The 16,945-nt window shown below is 40.5% G+C and carries 18 protein-coding genes; 1 reads left to right on the top strand and 17 read right to left on the bottom strand.

Going from position 1 to position 16,945, the window contains the following annotated elements:
- Positions 1–8 precede the first annotated feature (8 nt).
- The 13 genes from atpD to obgE all read right to left on the bottom strand — a co-directional run bounded on the left by atpD (position 9) and on the right by obgE (position 11,210).
- Positions 9–1,406 carry a F0F1 ATP synthase subunit beta gene (gene atpD, locus CCS77_RS02260; protein ID WP_002939420.1) on the bottom strand — a complete coding sequence of 466 codons (1,398 nt, stop codon included), beginning with the start codon at positions 1,404–1,406 and terminating at the stop codon, positions 9–11.
- Positions 1,407–1,417: 11 nt separating this feature from the next.
- Positions 1,418–2,305 carry an ATP synthase F1 subunit gamma gene (gene atpG / locus CCS77_RS02255; RefSeq protein ID WP_002939426.1) on the bottom strand — a complete coding sequence of 296 codons (888 nt, stop codon included), beginning with the start codon at positions 2,303–2,305 and terminating at the stop codon, positions 1,418–1,420.
- A 9-nt stretch (positions 2,306–2,314) separates the two neighbouring features.
- Complete coding sequence (atpA, locus tag CCS77_RS02250) at positions 2,315–3,832, bottom strand: F0F1 ATP synthase subunit alpha (protein ID WP_107916438.1); 1,518 nt, start codon at positions 3,830–3,832, stop codon at positions 2,315–2,317.
- Between the two features lie 14 nt (positions 3,833–3,846).
- A complete protein-coding gene (locus CCS77_RS02245; RefSeq protein WP_107916437.1) occupies positions 3,847–4,377 on the bottom strand; it encodes a F0F1 ATP synthase subunit delta in 531 nt (176 codons plus the stop codon).
- Positions 4,377–4,889 carry a F0F1 ATP synthase subunit B gene (locus CCS77_RS02240; RefSeq protein WP_012001332.1) on the bottom strand — a complete coding sequence of 171 codons (513 nt, stop codon included), beginning with the start codon at positions 4,887–4,889 and terminating at the stop codon, positions 4,377–4,379. The genes CCS77_RS02245 and CCS77_RS02240 overlap by 1 nt, the downstream gene beginning before the upstream one ends.
- 9 nt (positions 4,890–4,898) lie before the next feature.
- Positions 4,899–5,321, bottom strand: coding sequence for a FoF1 ATP synthase subunit B' (locus CCS77_RS02235; protein WP_103609739.1), 423 nt, complete (start codon positions 5,319–5,321; stop codon positions 4,899–4,901).
- A 95-nt stretch (positions 5,322–5,416) separates the two neighbouring features.
- Positions 5,417–6,277, bottom strand: a complete 861-nt coding sequence (locus CCS77_RS02230; protein WP_107916436.1) for a ParB/RepB/Spo0J family partition protein — start codon at positions 6,275–6,277, stop codon at positions 5,417–5,419.
- A 15-nt stretch (positions 6,278–6,292) separates the two neighbouring features.
- Complete coding sequence (locus CCS77_RS02225; protein ID WP_002939402.1) at positions 6,293–7,075, bottom strand: ParA family protein; 783 nt, start codon at positions 7,073–7,075, stop codon at positions 6,293–6,295.
- Positions 7,072–7,707: a biotin--[acetyl-CoA-carboxylase] ligase gene (locus CCS77_RS02220; RefSeq protein WP_107916435.1), complete on the bottom strand. Its 636-nt coding sequence runs from the start codon at positions 7,705–7,707 to the stop codon at positions 7,072–7,074. The genes CCS77_RS02225 and CCS77_RS02220 overlap by 4 nt, the downstream gene beginning before the upstream one ends.
- A 1-nt stretch (position 7,708) precedes the next feature.
- On the bottom strand, positions 7,709–8,497 hold the full coding sequence (gene thiD / locus CCS77_RS02215; protein ID WP_107916434.1) for a bifunctional hydroxymethylpyrimidine kinase/phosphomethylpyrimidine kinase: 789 nt from the start codon (positions 8,495–8,497) through the stop codon (positions 7,709–7,711).
- 16 nt (positions 8,498–8,513) lie between these two features.
- Positions 8,514–9,419, bottom strand: a complete 906-nt coding sequence (gene fmt / locus CCS77_RS02210) for a methionyl-tRNA formyltransferase (RefSeq protein WP_107916433.1) — start codon at positions 9,417–9,419, stop codon at positions 8,514–8,516.
- Entirely contained in the window at positions 9,419–10,153 is a 735-nt protein-coding gene (locus CCS77_RS02205) for a hypothetical protein (protein WP_107916432.1), read from the bottom strand. The genes fmt and CCS77_RS02205 overlap by 1 nt, the downstream gene beginning before the upstream one ends.
- A gap of 1 nt (position 10,154) precedes the next feature.
- The gene (gene obgE, locus CCS77_RS02200) at positions 10,155–11,210 is read right to left on the bottom strand and encodes a GTPase ObgE (RefSeq protein WP_107916431.1); all 1,056 of its coding nucleotides are present in this window, start codon (positions 11,208–11,210) and stop codon (positions 10,155–10,157) included.
- A 176-nt stretch (positions 11,211–11,386) separates the two neighbouring features.
- On the opposite strand from obgE, the gene polA reads away from it, so the two are divergent.
- Positions 11,387–14,023, top strand: a complete 2,637-nt coding sequence (gene polA, locus CCS77_RS02195; protein WP_107916430.1) for a DNA polymerase I — start codon at positions 11,387–11,389, stop codon at positions 14,021–14,023.
- Between the two features lie 149 nt (positions 14,024–14,172).
- On the opposite strand, the gene ttdB is transcribed toward polA, so the two are convergent.
- From ttdB to CCS77_RS02175, 4 genes are all read right to left on the bottom strand, one after another.
- The gene (ttdB, locus tag CCS77_RS02190; protein WP_107916429.1) at positions 14,173–14,784 is read right to left on the bottom strand and encodes a L(+)-tartrate dehydratase subunit beta; all 612 of its coding nucleotides are present in this window, start codon (positions 14,782–14,784) and stop codon (positions 14,173–14,175) included.
- Complete coding sequence (ttdA, locus tag CCS77_RS02185; protein ID WP_107916428.1) at positions 14,781–15,680, bottom strand: L(+)-tartrate dehydratase subunit alpha; 900 nt, start codon at positions 15,678–15,680, stop codon at positions 14,781–14,783. Before ttdA ends, ttdB begins: the two co-directional genes overlap by 4 nt.
- A gap of 179 nt (positions 15,681–15,859) precedes the next feature.
- A complete protein-coding gene (locus CCS77_RS02180) occupies positions 15,860–16,384 on the bottom strand; it encodes a lysozyme inhibitor LprI family protein (protein WP_103574851.1) in 525 nt (174 codons plus the stop codon).
- Positions 16,385–16,465: 81 nt separating this feature from the next.
- Positions 16,466–16,888, bottom strand: a complete 423-nt coding sequence (locus CCS77_RS02175) for a DUF2809 domain-containing protein (RefSeq protein ID WP_236635287.1) — start codon at positions 16,886–16,888, stop codon at positions 16,466–16,468.
- Positions 16,889–16,945: the final 57 nt, after the last annotated feature.

Below are 16,945 nucleotides of genomic sequence, written 5' to 3'. Positions count from 1 at the left end.
TTTTAAATTTAAGCCTTAAGTTTTTCAGCTTTAGCTAAAGCCTCATCTATATTTCCAACCATATAAAATGCTGCTTCTGGTAGATGATCATATTTACCTTCTAAAATTCCCTTAAAGCCAGCGATATTTTCGTCAAGACTTACATATTTGCCAGGGCTACCTGTAAATACTTCAGCAACGAAGAATGGTTGAGACAAGAATCTTTCTATCTTTCTTGCTCTATCAACTGTTAGCTTATCTTCTTCGCTAAGCTCGTCCATACCAAGGATAGCGATGATATCTTGAAGGTCTTTATATTTTTGAAGCACAGCTTGAACGCCGCGAGCTACCTTATAGTGATCTGCTCCTAAAATTTGAGGATCGAGCATTCTTGATGTTGAATCAAGTGGATCAACAGCTGGATAGATACCTTTTTCTGCAATCGATCTGTTAAGAACTGTCGTAGCATCAAGGTGAGCAAAAACAGTTGCAGGAGCCGGGTCTGTAAGGTCGTCCGCTGGAACATAAACAGCTTGAACAGAGGTAATCGAACCTTTTTTAGTTGATGTGATCCTCTCTTGGAATTTACCCATCTCACTTGCAAGAGTTGGCTGATAACCAACAGCTGATGGGATACGTCCAAGTAGAGCTGACATCTCTGCGCCTGATTGAGAGAAACGGAATATGTTATCGATAAACATCAAAACATCAAGTCCCATCTCATCACGGAAGTACTCAGCCATTGTAAGTCCAGTTAGTGCGATACGGTTTCTTGCTCCTGGTGGCTCGTTCATTTGGCCATAGCACAAGGCAACTTTATCCAAAACGTTACTTTCTTTCATTTCGTGATAAAGGTCGTTTCCTTCACGAGTTCTCTCGCCAACGCCTGCAAATACAGAGTAACCGCTATGCTTAAACGCAACGTTGTGGATAAGCTCCATAATAATAACTGTTTTACCAACACCGGCACCACCAAATAGACCAACTTTACCACCCTTTGCATAAGGAGCTAGAAGATCAACTACCTTGATACCAGTTTCGAAAATTTCGCTCTTTGTACTTTGCTCTTCAAATGGAGGAGGATCGCGGTGGATAGACCAGTGCTTATCAAAATTTATACCCTCGCCCTCGTCGATCAAATCGCCAACTACGTTAAAAATTCTACCCAAAACCTTTTCGCCAACTGGCACACTTATAGGTGCACCAAGCGCTTTAGCCTCTAAACCACGAGTCAGACCCTCACTCATATCCATAGCGATCGTTCTAACTCTATTATCACCTAGGTGAGCAGCAACTTCTAATATTAGTTTATGTTTCTTGCCCTCAACCTCAAAGAAAACTTCGATAGCTTCATTGATCTTCGGCAAGTAGTCATTAAAGTCAACATCGACCACAGGGCCCATAACTTGACTAATAACACCCTTCATTCATACTCCTTTTATTTCATTGATTCAACACCACTGATGATCTCGATAAGCTCAGTGGTAATAGACTCTTGTCTTGCTTTGTTGTAAGCAAGATTTAACTGTTTGACGCGTTGTTTAGCATTGTTTGTTGCATTATCCATAGCTTGCATTCTAGCGCTGTGCTCAGCCGCTAAAGAGTCAACTAAAGCATAATACATACTATACTCAAAATATTTATTAAGCAATTCATCCATAATCTTAGTATAGTTGTCCTCTGGCTCAAATTCCATCAAAGAATTTGTCTCAACCGCAACTATCTTAGACGGCTCAATAGGCACAATATCATTTACTCTAATCTCTTGAGAAATCATATTTTTATAGCCATTGTGTATTAGCACAACCTTATCTGTTATACCATTTGTAAAGTCATCAATGGCATCTTTTATGATCTTTTGAGCTTTTTCATATGTAGGAGAAGAGCTAGCTCCAACATAAGTCTCAAGTAGTTCAACGCCTTGGAAATTGAAAAATTCAATGCCTTTTTTACCAACAGCTCTTAGTCTAACTTTGATCTTTTTGGCTTTTAGCTCATCGATCATGCGCCTAACTGTCTTTATGGTCTGGACATTAAAGCCACCGCAAAGCCCTTTATCAGCGGTAACAAATATAATATCAACCTTTTCTACACTCTTTGTTGTGTTAAAAAATTTACTCTCAGTCATAACTGAAGCGTATTGATTGATCTTATAAGCTATCTCCGATAAAACCTCATTGATCTTAAGTGCGTAGACTCTAGAGTAGCGTGCAGCCTCTTCAGCTTTGCGAAGCTTTGCTGTTGAGACAAGCTTCATCGCACGCGTCGTCTTTTGAGTGTTCTGGACGCTCTTGATCTTTCGTTTTATATCTTTTAAATTTGACATATCTTAGCCCTAGTTAGCGGCAAAAGTCGCTTTAAAATCTTTCAACGCTTTATGTAAAATTTCTTCTACTTCTTTATCAAGAACCTTTTTAGTTCTGATCTGCTCAAAAATTTCAGGGTATTTTGCCTCGATATATGGATATAGCTCAGCTTCAAATTTTGTTACATTTGTAGTTGCAACGTCATCTAAATAGCCCTTAGCACCAGCAAATATAATAACTACTTGATTCTCAACTGGAAGCGGAGAATATGGAGGTTGTTTTAGTACTTCAACCATCTTTTGTCCGCGCTCTAGTTGTTTTCTTGAGCTCTCGTCAAGATCGCTTGCAAACTGAGCAAAAGCTTGTAGTTCGCGGTACTGAGCAAGGTCTAGTCTTAACGTACCAGAAACTTGCTTGATAGCTTTGATCTGAGCTGCACCACCGACACGAGATACAGAAAGACCAACGTTGATCGCTGGGCGGATACCTGAGTTAAATAGGTCGCTCTCAAGGAAAATTTGACCATCTGTAATAGAAATAACGTTTGTTGGAATATAAGCTGAAACGTCGCCTGCTTGTGTCTCGATAATAGGTAGAGCTGTTAAAGATCCGGCACCTAGCGCGTCATTTAGCTTACTTGCTCTTTCTAGAAGTCTTGAGTGAAGGTAGAAAACGTCACCTGGGTAAGCTTCACGACCTGGTGGTCTTCTTAAGATCAAAGACATCTCACGGTAAGCAACCGCATGTTTTGACAAGTCATCATAGATGATTAACGCGTGGCGAGAGTTGTCTCTAAAGTATTCACCCATTGTTACGCCAGCGTATGGTGCAAGGTATTGAAGCGCAGCTGCGTCACTAGCACCAGCATTTACAACTATCGTGTAGTCCATAGCGCCATATTCTTCAAGTTTTTTAACGACTTGAGCAACGGTTGATTGTTTTTGACCGATAGCTACGTAGATACAAACAACATCTTGACCTTTTTGGTTGATGATAGTATCGATAGCAACTGTTGTTTTACCAGTTTGGCGGTCGCCGATGATTAGCTCTCTTTGGCCTCTACCGATTGGCACAAGTGCATCGATCGCTTTGATACCTGTTTGAAGTGGCTCATGAACGCTCTTTCTAGCCATGATACCTTTTGCTTTTTCTTCAACAAAGCGAGATTCAGTAGCTTCGATTGGACCTTTTGCGTCGATTGGCTCACCGAGTGAATTTACAACACGGCCGATCAATGCGTCGCCAACTGGAACGCGTAGAAGTTTTTTTAGTCTTTTTACAGAGCTTCCTTCTGTGATACCGCTAGTTTTCCCAAGGATAACTATACCAACACTGCTCTCTTCAAGGTTAAGAGCCATGCCCTTTTCGCCGCTTTCAAACTCTACCATCTCACCAGCCATAACGTTTTTCAAACCATAAACGTTAGCAACGCCATCAGCGACTGAGATGACTTTACCGGTCTCTTCTACATCAACACTTAAATCAAAATTTTCAATACGCTCTTTGATTATCGTGCTAATTTCGTCAGCTTTAATTTTTGCACTCACGCTTTCACTCCTTTTTAAATTGCTTTTAATATATATTCACTCATTTGACTTTTTAGTCTGTCGATAGAGAAATTTACCTCGACACCTAAATCGTCTAACTCAACTTTTACACCGTTGTAATCGCTATTTGAGCCATCAAGCTTAATCTTAGAGTTAAATTTCTTAGAGAAATTCTCTTCTAAAGCTTTTAGCTGCTCAGCGCTTAGATCAAAATTTCCAACAACCTCGCCGCGATATGTATTTTCAAGTAAAGATTGCTCTATCTTCATCTCATCTAGTATCGCAGGTATAAGCTCTAGCCTTTTGTTTGCACCAAGAAGCTTTATAAAATTTGCAAATTTAGTATCTTGATTTTTAACCAAAGATAGTACAAATTCAACCTTTTGTGAAGCCTTTAGTGTTGGCAAACTTATAATGCTTTTAAATTTATCGCTAGTAAAAGCAGCAGCTAGCTCTGATAAATTTTCAACAAATGCATTAAGCTCATTGGACTTTACGTCGCTTAAGATCGCTTTTACGTATTTTTTAGCTACTACTTCATTCATTAGCTAACCTTTTTAAGTATGATATTTACAAGCTCTTTTTGATCGACTTTTAGGCTATCACTTGAGAAAATGTCGCTCAAAATTTCATTTACAACGCCTTTTGTCATCTTGCGCTCTTCAAATTCTTTTTGCTCTTTATAGCCTTTTTCGATATTTGCGATATCGTTTTGAGCCTCTTTTTTAACTTTAGCAGCTAAATTTACAGCCTCTTTTTTCGCAGTTTCGATTAGAGCATTTGCATTTTGCTTAGCCTCTTCTACACGCTTTAAAACGTCATCTTTTTTAGCTTTTGACTCACGAAGCTTCTCTTGGATACTCTCAAGCTTATTTGCGATCCTATCGATCCTGCTTTGATAAAGAGCTTTTAGTGGCTTAGCAGCAAAATAGACCAAAATAGCAAAGAAAAGTAAGAAGTTTAGCGTTCTCTCGACTATGTCGTAGTTTGTTCCACCATGCTCGCTAGCGTATGCTAGAAATGGAAGTGCTAGAAAAAATAAAATTTTTATCTTCATAAATTTCCTTTAAATTTTAGAGAGCTTAGCGTTTAAAGCTGCTCTAAGCTCAGGTAGTTTAGCTGATAGATCTGCCTTTAGGCTATCTTTTTGAGAGCTTAAAGCGTTTAAAAACTCATTATAATCAGCCTCTAAACTACTTTTTATTGCATTTATCTCTTTTAAAGACTCTTCTTTTGCCAAATTTAAGGCCTCTTGTCTTATTTTGTTAGCCTCAGATCTTGCATTTTGTATGATCTCTTCGATCTCTTTTTCATGAACGCTTAAGTCGCTTGCATTTTTGCTAGTGCTCTCTTCGTCATTTTTTATAGAGGCATTTCTGTCGTCTATAAATTTAAGCATTGGCTTGTATAGCAAAGGATTTAAAATGGCGATCAAGACAAAGAGAACGATAGCCGTTAAAAGCATCAATGGCACATCTATTTCTAACATCCACTCTCCTTATTTTGTTATTAAGTTTTATTTAATATTCAAATCAAAGTCTGATTTTACAATAAAATACTAAAAATAAAAATAAATTTGTAATTCTATTTTAGCTTATCGATAAATTCTTCTACCTGTGAAATATCGCTAAATTCTAATATTAAATTTTTAGATTTTACCTTCGTCTTTATCTTTAAATTTTTAAAAATTTCTTGTAAATTTGATAACTTTTTGCTCATCTCCTCTGAAATTTGAGGCTTTGGCTCTTTTACTTCTTCTTTATTTTTTATCTTTTTTACTAAGATTTCTGTATCTCTAACGCTTAGCTTTTGTCCGATGATCGTATCGACGACCATTCTTTCTTCTTCACTACTAAGTCCTACGATAACTTTAGCATGACCTTGCGTGAGCTTGTCTTCTTGCAAAAGTCTTTGCGTGTAGTCGCTAAGTAGCAAGAGCCTCATTGTATTTGTTATCTGAGTTCTACTCTTATGGATGATGTTTGCTAAGCCATCTTGTGTGATCTTATACTCGTTTATGAGCTCTTTATATGACTTTGCGAGTTCGATTGGATTTAAATTTTCACGTTGTATGTTTTCAATAAGCGCAAGCTCTCTTAAATTTTGAGACTTGATATCAGCGATGATCGCCTTTATCTTGCTTGCTCCAAGCATCTTTGTAGCACGGTATCTACGCTCACCAGCTATTAGCATATAGCCGTCATCCTTTTTGATGACGATTATTGGTTGTATGAGACCGTGCCTTTTGATGCTGGCACTTAGCTCTTTTAAGGCCTCTTCGTCAAAATGCGTCCTTGGCTGGTAAGGGTTTGGTAAAATTTCATCTATACTTATCTCTTCGACTATCTCAGAGTCGTTTAAATTTGCGATCTCTTTGCTGTAGGCCTGCTCTACATCTTCAAGTATCGCGCTAAGTCCGCGCCCTAATCCACCTTTTTTCGCCATTTTTTTCCTTATTTTTTAGTTTAAAATACAATATGCCAAATTTTGATATGCGATCGAGCCTGGTGATTTTATATCATAAAGTATCACCGGCTTACCAAAACTTGGGCTTTCAGCAAGTTTTACATTTCTTGGAACGACTACAAATTCCTCTTTGCCGTCCTTGCTTTTAAAGAGCTTGTTTTCAAAATGCTGCTTTAAATTTGCAATAGTCTCTTTTGAGAGATTATTTTGCGAGCTAAACATAGTCGGTAAAAAGCCCTTTATATTTAGCTTTGGATTTATCGTTTTTTTGATGATCTTAACTGTGTTTAGGATCTGCGCCAAGCCCTCAAGTGCGTAAAATTCGCACTGGATCGGGATGATCACGCTATCGCTTGCACTAAGAGCATTTATCGTGATGCTTCCAAGCGCTGGAGGACTATCGATGATGATAAAATCATAGTCGTCTACAACTTCTGAAATTTTGTTTTTAAGGATTAGTTTATAGTCTTTGCTTTGATCGTTAAATTCTTGCTCGATGCCGACAAGTCCGATGTTTGACGGAGCTAGAAAAAGCGTTGGGATCTCAGTTTTTAGCACGATTTGTGAGAGTTTTTTCCTATCTGTTAAGACGTGATAGATGTTAAACTCATAGTCGCTTCTGCTAAAACCAAGTCCAGTCGTCGCGTTTGCCTGTGGATCGATGTCTATTAATAATACTTTTTTCTCAGCAACCGCCAGTGATGCGGCTAAATTTACGGCCGTTGTGGTCTTGCCAACGCCGCCTTTTTGATTAGCTATTGTTATTATCTCGCTCATCTTAAAGAATATACCTTTTCCCCGTTTAATAATATCGCTCCATCATCGCAAATTTCAGCATCCTGAAGCGAAACAGCTCTATTTGCAATATGCGTAATAAAACTTTTTGACTTGCAAAAGTCTATCCTAAATTTGCTAAAAATTGGCTTCCATAAAATCTTTTTATCAAGCATGCTAACAAAGCCCCAAACTAGCTCATCTACGCTAGTTTTGATGTCCAAAATGCCCGCGTTTTCGGGTGCGCTAGCTAAATTTATTCCCATGCCGCAAATATAAATTTCATCCACTTTATTTGTCAAAGTGCCGCCTATTTTGCGCTCGTCCACGTAAAAATCATTTGGCCATTTTAGCCAGCACCTTGAGCCAAGTTCGCTCAAGACTTCACGCATCAACATAGAAAAATATATCGAGATCGAGGGCGGAGGTATGTCGCTTGGCAGCTCATCTTCGCTTACGCAAAATGACATAAACAAATTTCCGCCAAGCCCCTCCCAGCTGTTGCCGCGGCTGCCGACCCCTTTTGTTTGATTGTACGCTACGATCATGTGTGGTGGCTTTATCTCGCCGTTTTTTAGGGCTTCTATCAAAAATTCCTGCGTCGAAGGCAGACTTTGAAAAAACTCTACTTTCAAATCACACCTTAAATTTATAGAAGTGATTTACCGGATTTTGTCCACCACCGATGATAACCGCGTTTTTAATAGCGTTAAAGATATAATCATGCGCATTTTTCACGCTCTCTTTTAGACTATGTCCATTTGCTAAATTTGAAGCGATCGCGCTTGATAGCGAGCAGCCTGAGCCATGTGTCGCAGTCGTTTTTATGCGCTCATCACTAAAAATTTCATATTCCTTGCCATCATAAAATATATCAAGCGACTTGCCTTCTATCTCGCCACACTTTAGATAGACGCTCTTTGTGCCAAATTTCAAAAGCTCCTTGCAAGCCTCTTTTAGCTCGCTCTCGCCCTTTAGCTCACGCTTTAAAATTTCGCGCGCTTCAAAAATATTTGGCGTGATCACGCTTGCAAGCGGAAAAAGCTCCTCCACGATCGCGTCTTTTGCAGCGCCTTCTAGCCAGATGTCGCCATTTTTACAGCTCATTACAGGATCAAGCACGACTGGTGGTAAATTTTTGATCTCTCTTAACGTTTTTGCGACGCTTTTGATGATCTCAACGCTTGGGACAACGCCTATTTTTATCACATCAACTCTTATATCATCAAATATCGCCTTGATCTGATCCTCGATGAGCTTTGGCTCAACTAACTGCATGCCAAATATGCCCTTTGTATTTTGAGCAGTGACCGCTGTGATCGCTCCCATCGCATATACGCCGTGTGCTATAAATACCTTTATATCAGCTAAAACTCCAGCTCCGCCACTTGGATCAACCCCTGCTATACTTAACGCATTTTTCATAACCGCTCCTTTAAATTTATTTTAATTCATCGCCAACACTAAGGCGCTTACCATTTATATATGCTTTTGCGTTTGTTGGCTTTTTACTTGGCTCTTGAAGCTCATAAATTTTGACCGCCCCACCCTTGCAAGCAACCACAACGTGGTCCTTTTCTACACTTAAAATTTCTCCGCTTTTGCCACTTTTGTCGCTTAGCTCAAGCGATAAAATTTTTAGCCCGCTTGCCAGATAAAGCCCTGGCCAAGGTGTTAATGCACGAAATTTATTATAAATTTGTCCCGCCTCTTCATCAAAGCTAAAAAGTCCGTCGCTTTTACTTATCTTTTTGCAGTGCGAGGCTTTGCTCTCATCTTGCTTTTGTGGCTTTAAATTTTCAAAATTCTTAAGCACTTTTACGATTAGCTCACCGCCAAGCTCGCCTAGCTCACTAAAAAGCTCGCTCGACATCTTGCTCTCGCAAGGCGTGTAGATGAAGTCTAGCATATCGCCAGTGTCAAGCCCAGCGTCCATTAGCATAGCTGTGACGCCAGTTTGTTTCTCACCTGCTAGGATCGCGCTTTGAATGGGGCTTGCCCCTCTATATTTTGGCAAGATTGAAGCGTGTAAATTTATACAAGTCGCCACGTCAAGCACGCTCCCAGGCAAAATTTTGCCATAAGCTGCCACTACGATAAATTTAGGCTCAAATGCCTTTAGCTCGGCAACCACCGCCTCATCTTTTAGCGTATTTGGTGTAAAGACTGGCACGCCTGAAAGCTCATTTTGCGCATAAATTTTAACCTCACTTGGGGTTAAAATTTGCTTTCTGCCAACTGGCTTATCAGGCTGGGTAAAGACCGCTTTTATATTAAATCCAGCCTCTTTTAGGTGCCTAAGTATCCTAACAGCATAATCAGGCGTCCCCATAAAAACTACATTCATCACTTTTCCTTACCGACAATCCAAATTTGTCGTTGACTGGTTATATCTGAGTAAATTTTATCATTGCCTTTCCAATCTCCTGCAACGACTATATTTCCGCCTCTATTTTCTAAAATGCCACTCAAAATTTTATTAAATAAGCTCTCGTCATTCAAATTTAATGTGAAGATAAATCGATCCTCCAGCTTTACAAAAATTGTTTTGCTATCTTTTGAATAATTGCGAAATTTTGCTTCTATCAGCTTTTTCCCAAAAACGCCTTTCGTATAACTTTTTACGCTTCTATTATCCAAAAGCATTTTCCAAATTTTTATACCCGCAAATTCGTCGTTTATATCCATACTTTTACAAAGATCATATATTTGGCGTATCGTTCTTACTTGTTTGATTTCGTTGCCTGAGGGCAATTTTGAATTATTCAATGGGAGAGCGCTGCAGTTTTGCGGCACGGCAAACTTAAATAGATTGTCCATAAAGCTATCAAATTTAAATGCTTTTTCGTCAAAATTTTCAATACTTCCGACATTTGAATTTTTATAATAGCAATCAAGGTTGTGTGGGTGTGATTTCAATGTTGCTCTAAAATAAGCCTTTGATACACCATCTTGATTACATAAAAAAAGATGAGCGTCGCACTGCGGATTTGGACAATAAAAACGCTTGCTTCTATCTGAACACTTGGATGCTAGAATTTTTTTTTGTCTCGATAAATCCTCAAAAGCAAATATAGACACATTAATCCTTTTTAAGTAGCTCAAGCAGTGCAAATTTAAGCTCATCGATGTTCTCATTTGTCGCTGATGAGATTGGCAAAACAAAGTATGGTTTTTTCGCGTCAAAGCTGTATAGGTCTTGCTTATAGATAAATTTACCAACTTGATTTGGCTCTAAATTTATGTTTTTCATAAATTCTTTTATATTTTCATCTAAATTTTCAGCCGCATCGACTCTGGTGAGCGCGATAGCATAGTCCCTGCTAGCAAGCACACTTGAAAATTTAGCGACCTCATCTTTTAGCACGCTAAACTGCTCGCTCATACTTCTGTAGTTTGCGCTATCTATCATAAAAAGCAAAATTTTATTTCTCTCGATGTGCTTTAAAAACTGCACACCAAGACCGCGTCCGTCGCTCGCTCCCTCGATGATGCCAGGGATGTCAGCCATGACAAAGCCACTAAACTGATCGACCTCGACAAGTCCGAGCTTTGGCGTAAGCGTGGTAAATTCATAGTTTGCGATCTGTGGTTTGGCGTTTGAGACGGCTGAAATGAGGGTTGATTTGCCGACATTTGGAAAGCCAACAAGCCCCACGTCAGCTATCAGTTTTAACTCTAGCCTGACCTCTACGCTCTCTTCTGGCATGCCCTTTTGAGCGTATTCTGGGGCTTGGTTGATAGAGTTTTTAAAGTGAAAATTTCCAAGTCCGCCCTTGCCGCCTTTTAAAAATAGCGTCCTTTGCCCCTCCTCTACCATGTCGCAAAGCAGCTCGTTTGTCTGTGCGTCATAGACCGCCGTTCCTGGTGGCACGATGAGCTCTAGGCTCTCGCCCTTTTTGCCAGTCATTCTTTTGCCCATGCCAGCCTCGCCGTCGCTCGCTCTCATCGCCTTTTTGCCCTTGTAGTTTGCCAGTGTGTGGGTGTTGTTGTCGCAGACAAAATATACATCTCCGCCGTCACCGCCATCTCCGCCGTCTGGGCCGCCTAAAATGACATGCTTTTCGCGGCGAAAGCTTACTGCACCAGCTCCGCCATGGCCTGAGCTTAGGGTTAATTTCACGCTATCTATAAACATTTTTTACCTTAAATTTATCTATTATTTAGTTTGAATTTTAGGCGAGATTATATCTTTTAAATGATTAAAATTTGTTTTGCGTTTAAAATCTCACTTTGTTTTTAGCATCTTATAAATTTAGAAAATCAGCCAAATTTTTGCCTAAATTTCATAAAATGGCGCAAAAAGGATAGAGAATGAAAACACTTACGATTATTGATACTTTTGGCTTCTTTTTTAGGCTTTACTACGCTATGAGCGGGCTTAAAAACAGAGATGGCAAACCAAGTGGCATGATAAGTGGCTTTGCAAATTTCATAGCAAGCCTAAAAGACGAGTACCAAAGCGACTACCTCATCTTCGCACTTGATAGCAAGGGCAAGACCTTGCGCCACGAAATTTTGGGCGAATACAAGGCAAACAGGAGCGAGCCGCCAGCTCAGCTAAAAGAGCAGCTGCCAGTTTGTATAGATATGATAGAAAAAATGGGGCTTTACAGCCTTAGCCGCGAGGGCTACGAGGCTGATGATATCATCGCAAGCACAGTTAAAATTTGCAAAGATAAAGATATATTTGTGCGAATAGTCACGCACGATAAAGACCTTTACCAGCTCATAGAGGACGGCAAAGTGAGCATCTACAGCCCACAAAGCAAGATCGACCACGATAGTGCTAGCTGCTTTGAAAAGTATGGCGTATATCCAGCGCAAGTGAGGGACTTTTTAGCGATTGCAGGAGACAGCTCAGATAATATCCCAGGCGTCAAAGGTATCGGCGCAGTGGGAGCTAAGAAGCTTTTGGCTGAGTATGGCAGCTTAGAGGGAATTTATGAAAATTTAGCCCTTCTTAGAAACGAGCGCACCAAAAATATGCTAGCAGCCGCAAGAGACGAGGCGTTTTTGAGCAAAAAACTAGCCACACTCTTTGATGACGCCATCACTTCGCTTGATCTTGAGCACTCTAAATTTCCAGAGCAAAATCCTCTGATAAATATCTCAGAAATTTTAAAAGAGTATGACCTAAACAGGCTTCTTAAGAGCTTACAAAAAGAAGAAAATGCCGAATTTAAGCTTGGCTTTAGAGCAAATTTACTACTTGATGAGGCAAGCATTGAAAAACTACTCTCAAGCGTCACTCCAGAGACCATAGTCGCCTTTGACACCGAGACCACGGGCGTTGATAGCAAGAACGCAAAGATCGTTGGTTTTAGCTTTTGCTTTAACGACGAGGACGCCTATTACGTGCCAGTGGCTCACAACTACCTAGGCGCGCCAAAGCAAATAGACCTAAAATTTGCCACTTGGGCGGTAGGGCAAATTTATAAAGGCTGCGTAATCGGACAAAATTTAAAGTATGACTTTGAGATCGTGAAAAACAACCTTGGGCTCAACCCGCCTGCAAATTTTAAAGACACGATGATACTTGCTTGGCTTAGCGATCCAAACTCAAGTGTCGGCATGGACGCGCTAGCAAAGAGACTATATGACTATGACACGATCAAATTTGAAGATGTGGTCAAAAAGGGGCAAACTTTTGGCGATGTGCCGCTAGAAAATGCCGCTAAATACGCGAGCGAGGACGCTTGGATAACGCTTAAATTTTATAAAACTTTTCAAAACACGCTTGATAAAAATTTACTAGCCCTTGCCGATACGCATGAGTTTCCTTTTATCCTCACGCTCTTTGACATGGAGCAAAACGGCATCAAGATAAATGAAGCTAAGATGCAAAAGCTCATCCTTGAAAACGACACCAAACTAAAGGCGCTAACAAGTGAAATTTACGAGCTAAGCGGCGAAAATTTCAACATAAACTCCGTAAAACAGCTTGGCGTCATACTTTTTGAGCACTTAAAACTCCCTACCAAAAAGAAGACAAAAACAGGATATAGCACCGATGAGAGCGTGCTAGCTGAGCTTACGGACGCTCATCCAGTGATAGAGAAAATTTTAGCTTACCGCGAGCTATATAAACTGCAAAGCACCTACTGCGAGCCGCTTTTAGCACTTGCGAAAAAGGATGAGGGCTCGCGAATTTATACGAGCTTTTTGCAAACTGGCACGAGTACTGGCAGGCTTTCAAGTAAAAATCCAAATTTGCAAAATATCCCAGCTCGTGGCAACCTCGCAAAAGATGTCAGAGAGTGCTTTGAGGCGCGCGAGGGGTATAGTTTTGTGGGGCTTGACTACAGCCAGATCGAGCTTAGACTGCTAGCTCACTTTAGCCGTGATCCTGCGCTGCTTGAAGCGTTTAAAAATGATGAGGATATTCACGCAAGGACGGCTATTAGCATATTTGGTAGCAGCGACGGGCAAAATAGAGCCGTGGCAAAGAGTATAAATTTTGGCCTAATTTACGGCATGGGCTCAAGCAAGCTGGCAAATCAAGTAAATATCACAAGAGCCGAGGCAAAAGAGTACATAGAGCGCTATTTCAAGGCGTTTGCGACGATCAAAGAGTTTTTAGAGAGCATAAAAATCTCAGCCAAAAACGATGGCTTTGTGCAGACACTACTTGGCAGAAAGCGCTACTTTGACTTTAAAAGCGCTACGCCTATGCAAATAGCGATGTTTGAGCGCGAGGCGGTAAATACGGTTTTTCAAGGCTCAGCGGCAGATCTAGTTAAGATGGCGATGGTAAAAGTTAGGGCAAATTTAGATGAAAAAGCGAGTATGTTGCTTCAGATCCACGACGAGCTGATCTTTGAAGTAAAAGACGAGTTTGCACAGGAATTTGGCAGAGCGACGCAAAAGACGATGGAGGAAATTTACAAGCTAAATGTGCCACTTAAAACATCGCTAAATATCGCCAAAAACTGGGGTGAGTTAAAATAGAGTAAATTTTGGCTAGAAAGAGCGACGGTAGGTTTTAATACCAAGCACACAGCAAAAACTAGAGAAATTTTAGAAGCAGCAATAAACAATGCGCTTTAAATTAGCCTAAATTTTAAAGCGCATTTATAAGCTATCAAGCCTAAATTTATCTACTTTATAAACCCTACCTGCGGTAAAATTTCAGCTAATGCCTCGTCCTTTTTCTCGTTAAATTTGACCTTATTTTGCTCAAAAAGATTGTTTCCATGCGCATCTATCGAGACGATTAACGGGCCAAACTCCTTGACGCGGCACTTCCAAAGAGTCTCAGGCATACCAAGCTCCGTCCAGTCCGCACTCTCTATCTCTTCAACCTGCGTTGCGGCCACCACCGCACAGCCTGCTGGAAATACACAGTGAACAGCGCCAAACTCATTGCAACCGCTCATAGTGCCCTCACCCATACCGCCTTTGCCCACGATGAGACGAACGCCAGTTTTTGCGATAAATTCTCGCTCAAATTTCTCCATTCTCATGCTGGTTGTAGGTCCTACTGAGACCATCTCAAAGCTTTTTTCGCCAGTTTTTCTGATGATCGGCCCTGCGTGTAGGATCGCACCGCCTGTTATATCTAGCGGTAGCTCTCTACCCTCCTCCACTACGCGTCTGTGCGGCACGTCTCGGCAGGTAACGATGTGTCCCGTGAGGTATATGACATCGCCGATTTTGATGTTTGAAAGATCCTCGGCGCTTATTGGCGTGGTTAAAATTTTCTTACTCATAGCGCGAACTCCTTGTGCGATTTTACGTCGAAATTTAGATCTGTGTCCCAGACGATGTGACCCTTGCGGTGCGACCAACAGCCCACATTTACGGCGACAGCTATGACGCTTGGGTGGCGAGCACAGTTTTCTATATGCACGCCCATGACAGAGCTTGCACCGCTCATGCCTTGTGGTCCAAGGCCAATTTTATTGATGCCCTCTTCTAGTAACTTTTCAGTTAATGCGGCTCGTTCGTTTGGATTTTTAGAGCCCAAAGGCCTCATCAGCGCCTTTTTAGAAAGCAAGGACGCTACGTCGATCGAAGTGCCCACGCCAACACCCACTAGTAGCGGCGGGCAGGCGTTTATGCCGTAGCTTGTCATTATATCCATGACAAATTTAACAACGCCCTCATAGCCCATGCCAGGCATCAGCACGGTTGCTTTACCAGGCAAGCTGCAGCCACCACCTGCCATATATGTGTAGATCTCGCACTCGCTGCTATTTGGCACGATCTCCCAAAACACACTCGGCGTGCCCTTTCCGACGTTTTTGCCGGTATTGTACTCATCAAATGTCTCGACGCTGTTGTGACGAAGCGGGGCCTCGCGAGTAGCTTGCAGTACCGCCTCTCGTAGCAGCTCTTCAAGCTCGCCGATAAGCGGAAAATTTGCGCCACATCTTACGAAAAACTGGATCACTCCAGTATCCTGACAGGACGGGCGGTTTAACTCCTTTGCAAGGCGCTGGTTTTCAAACATCGTTTTGTAGATCTCCTTTGCCAGCGGTTGCGTCTCGCGCTCGCTAAGCTCAAGTAGCTTCGCCGTCACGTCGTCAGGCAGCACTTTGCCCGTGTAGCCGACAAATTTCGCCATGACCTCAGTCATCTTTTGCACAGCTTTTTGTTTATCCATTTCAACTCCTTAAGCCTTAACAAGCAAGTTATATAAAATTTTATCAAAAAGCTATTTATTTTATGGAGTACAATTTATAATCTAATAATTTTAATGCATTTTCATAAATCTAATTAGCTTATTTAGATATTTAAGAGAGACAATAGCTCCTTTTCTCTATGTAATTAAAATATTTATTTTTACTCTTTGTCTAAAAAAGTAAATCGGTTGTAGTATTCTAAATTTTCTACTATATTTGCTAACTCTTCTGCTCTTTGTTTAATGGTGTTTATAAGACAATATGAATGTCCAAGAGTTTCAGTATTATTGTACATAGGTAGAGGATGTTCTGCGATACACTTAGCATCTCTATATGCTATCCATTTACGTTGAGCATCTTTTAGATTATTTTTAATTTTTTGTACTTTTAAACCATTCATTGCTTCTTTATATTCTTTATTTAAAATTTCATCATAAACCTTTTCCTCTATTGACGCACACTCCTCCATATCTAATGTACTAATTCCTTTACAAGCTGGTGTTTTTTTCTTTAAATTTTCTATTATTTCTTGTACCTCTGTTTTTGGCTGATTTGCACTTATGCATTCCTCAATATCTTGCGTATTACTTGCCTTTTTTAAACACTCTTTTGTTGCGATTGTAAGTTCGGTTTGCCCATACAATGCTATGTTTAAAAATAACACCACTGTAAGTAGTTTTTTCATCTTATCTCCTTATAAATTTTGTATAACGATTGTATAAAATTTTGTTATAAAAAGTCAATTTTCACACAATGAGGATTTTGCTTAAAATATGGTTTGGTGCTTTTCTAATAGCATATAATTTATAATACAGCCAGCCGCGTAGCAGAGTAGATCGGTAAGATCAAACGTCCCGCCGATCATTATCTTTAAAATTTTATTTTCTATGCCTAAAATTTGCACCACTCCAAAATACTGCGCAATCTCCAAAGCCGCCGCAAAAGCAAAAATTTTAAGTGGCAATTTTGATGGCGCTACGCTAAAAATAGCTCTCGCCAAGGCGTAAAGCAAGATAACAGCCAAAACGTCGCCAGCGTAGTGACGCACAAAGCCACCCTTTACGCAAACTGCGATGTAAATTTCAGCTGTCAAGATCACGCCAGCCACAGCTAAAAACGCCAGCCTCGTTTGCAAGCTTTCTCTTTTTGCTAAAGTTTCTTTTTGCCAGCTTAAATTTATCTCTTGCAACGCTTTTTCCTTTAAATTTAGCTCATTTATCCGCCGAGACGCAAACATAACATAAAT

Source organism: Campylobacter concisus, assembly GCF_003048375.1.
GTDB classification, from domain to species: domain Bacteria; phylum Campylobacterota; class Campylobacteria; order Campylobacterales; family Campylobacteraceae; genus Campylobacter_A; species Campylobacter_A concisus_T.
This window is presented reverse-complemented; position numbering and strand designations above follow the sequence as displayed.

Bases quoted from the DNA above. Each gene is read 5' to 3' on its own strand.
- atpD (WP_002939420.1), bottom strand. From the start codon at position 1,406: ATGAAGGGTGTTATTAGTCAAGTTATGGGCCCTGTGGTCGATGTTGAC.
- atpG (WP_002939426.1), bottom strand. From the start codon at position 2,305: ATGTCAAATTTAAAAGATATAAAACGAAAGATCAAGAGCGTCCAGAAC.
- CCS77_RS02245 (WP_107916437.1), bottom strand. From the start codon at position 4,377: ATGAATGAAGTAGTAGCTAAAAAATACGTAAAAGCGATCTTAAGCGAC.
- CCS77_RS02240 (WP_012001332.1), bottom strand. From the start codon at position 4,889: ATGAAGATAAAAATTTTATTTTTTCTAGCACTTCCATTTCTAGCATAC.
- CCS77_RS02235 (WP_103609739.1), bottom strand. From the start codon at position 5,321: ATGTTAGAAATAGATGTGCCATTGATGCTTTTAACGGCTATCGTTCTC.
- CCS77_RS02230 (WP_107916436.1), bottom strand. From the start codon at position 6,277: ATGGCGAAAAAAGGTGGATTAGGGCGCGGACTTAGCGCGATACTTGAA.
- CCS77_RS02225 (WP_002939402.1), bottom strand. From the start codon at position 7,075: ATGAGCGAGATAATAACAATAGCTAATCAAAAAGGCGGCGTTGGCAAG.
- thiD (WP_107916434.1), bottom strand. From the start codon at position 8,497: ATGAAAAATGCGTTAAGTATAGCAGGGGTTGATCCAAGTGGCGGAGCT.
- fmt (WP_107916433.1), bottom strand. From the start codon at position 9,419: ATGAATGTAGTTTTTATGGGGACGCCTGATTATGCTGTTAGGATACTT.
- obgE (WP_107916431.1), bottom strand. From the start codon at position 11,210: ATGTTTATAGATAGCGTGAAATTAACCCTAAGCTCAGGCCATGGCGGA.
- polA (WP_107916430.1), top strand. From the start codon at position 11,387: ATGAAAACACTTACGATTATTGATACTTTTGGCTTCTTTTTTAGGCTT.
- ttdB (WP_107916429.1), bottom strand. From the start codon at position 14,784: ATGAGTAAGAAAATTTTAACCACGCCAATAAGCGCCGAGGATCTTTCA.
- ttdA (WP_107916428.1), bottom strand. From the start codon at position 15,680: ATGGATAAACAAAAAGCTGTGCAAAAGATGACTGAGGTCATGGCGAAA.
- CCS77_RS02180 (WP_103574851.1), bottom strand. From the start codon at position 16,384: ATGAAAAAACTACTTACAGTGGTGTTATTTTTAAACATAGCATTGTAT.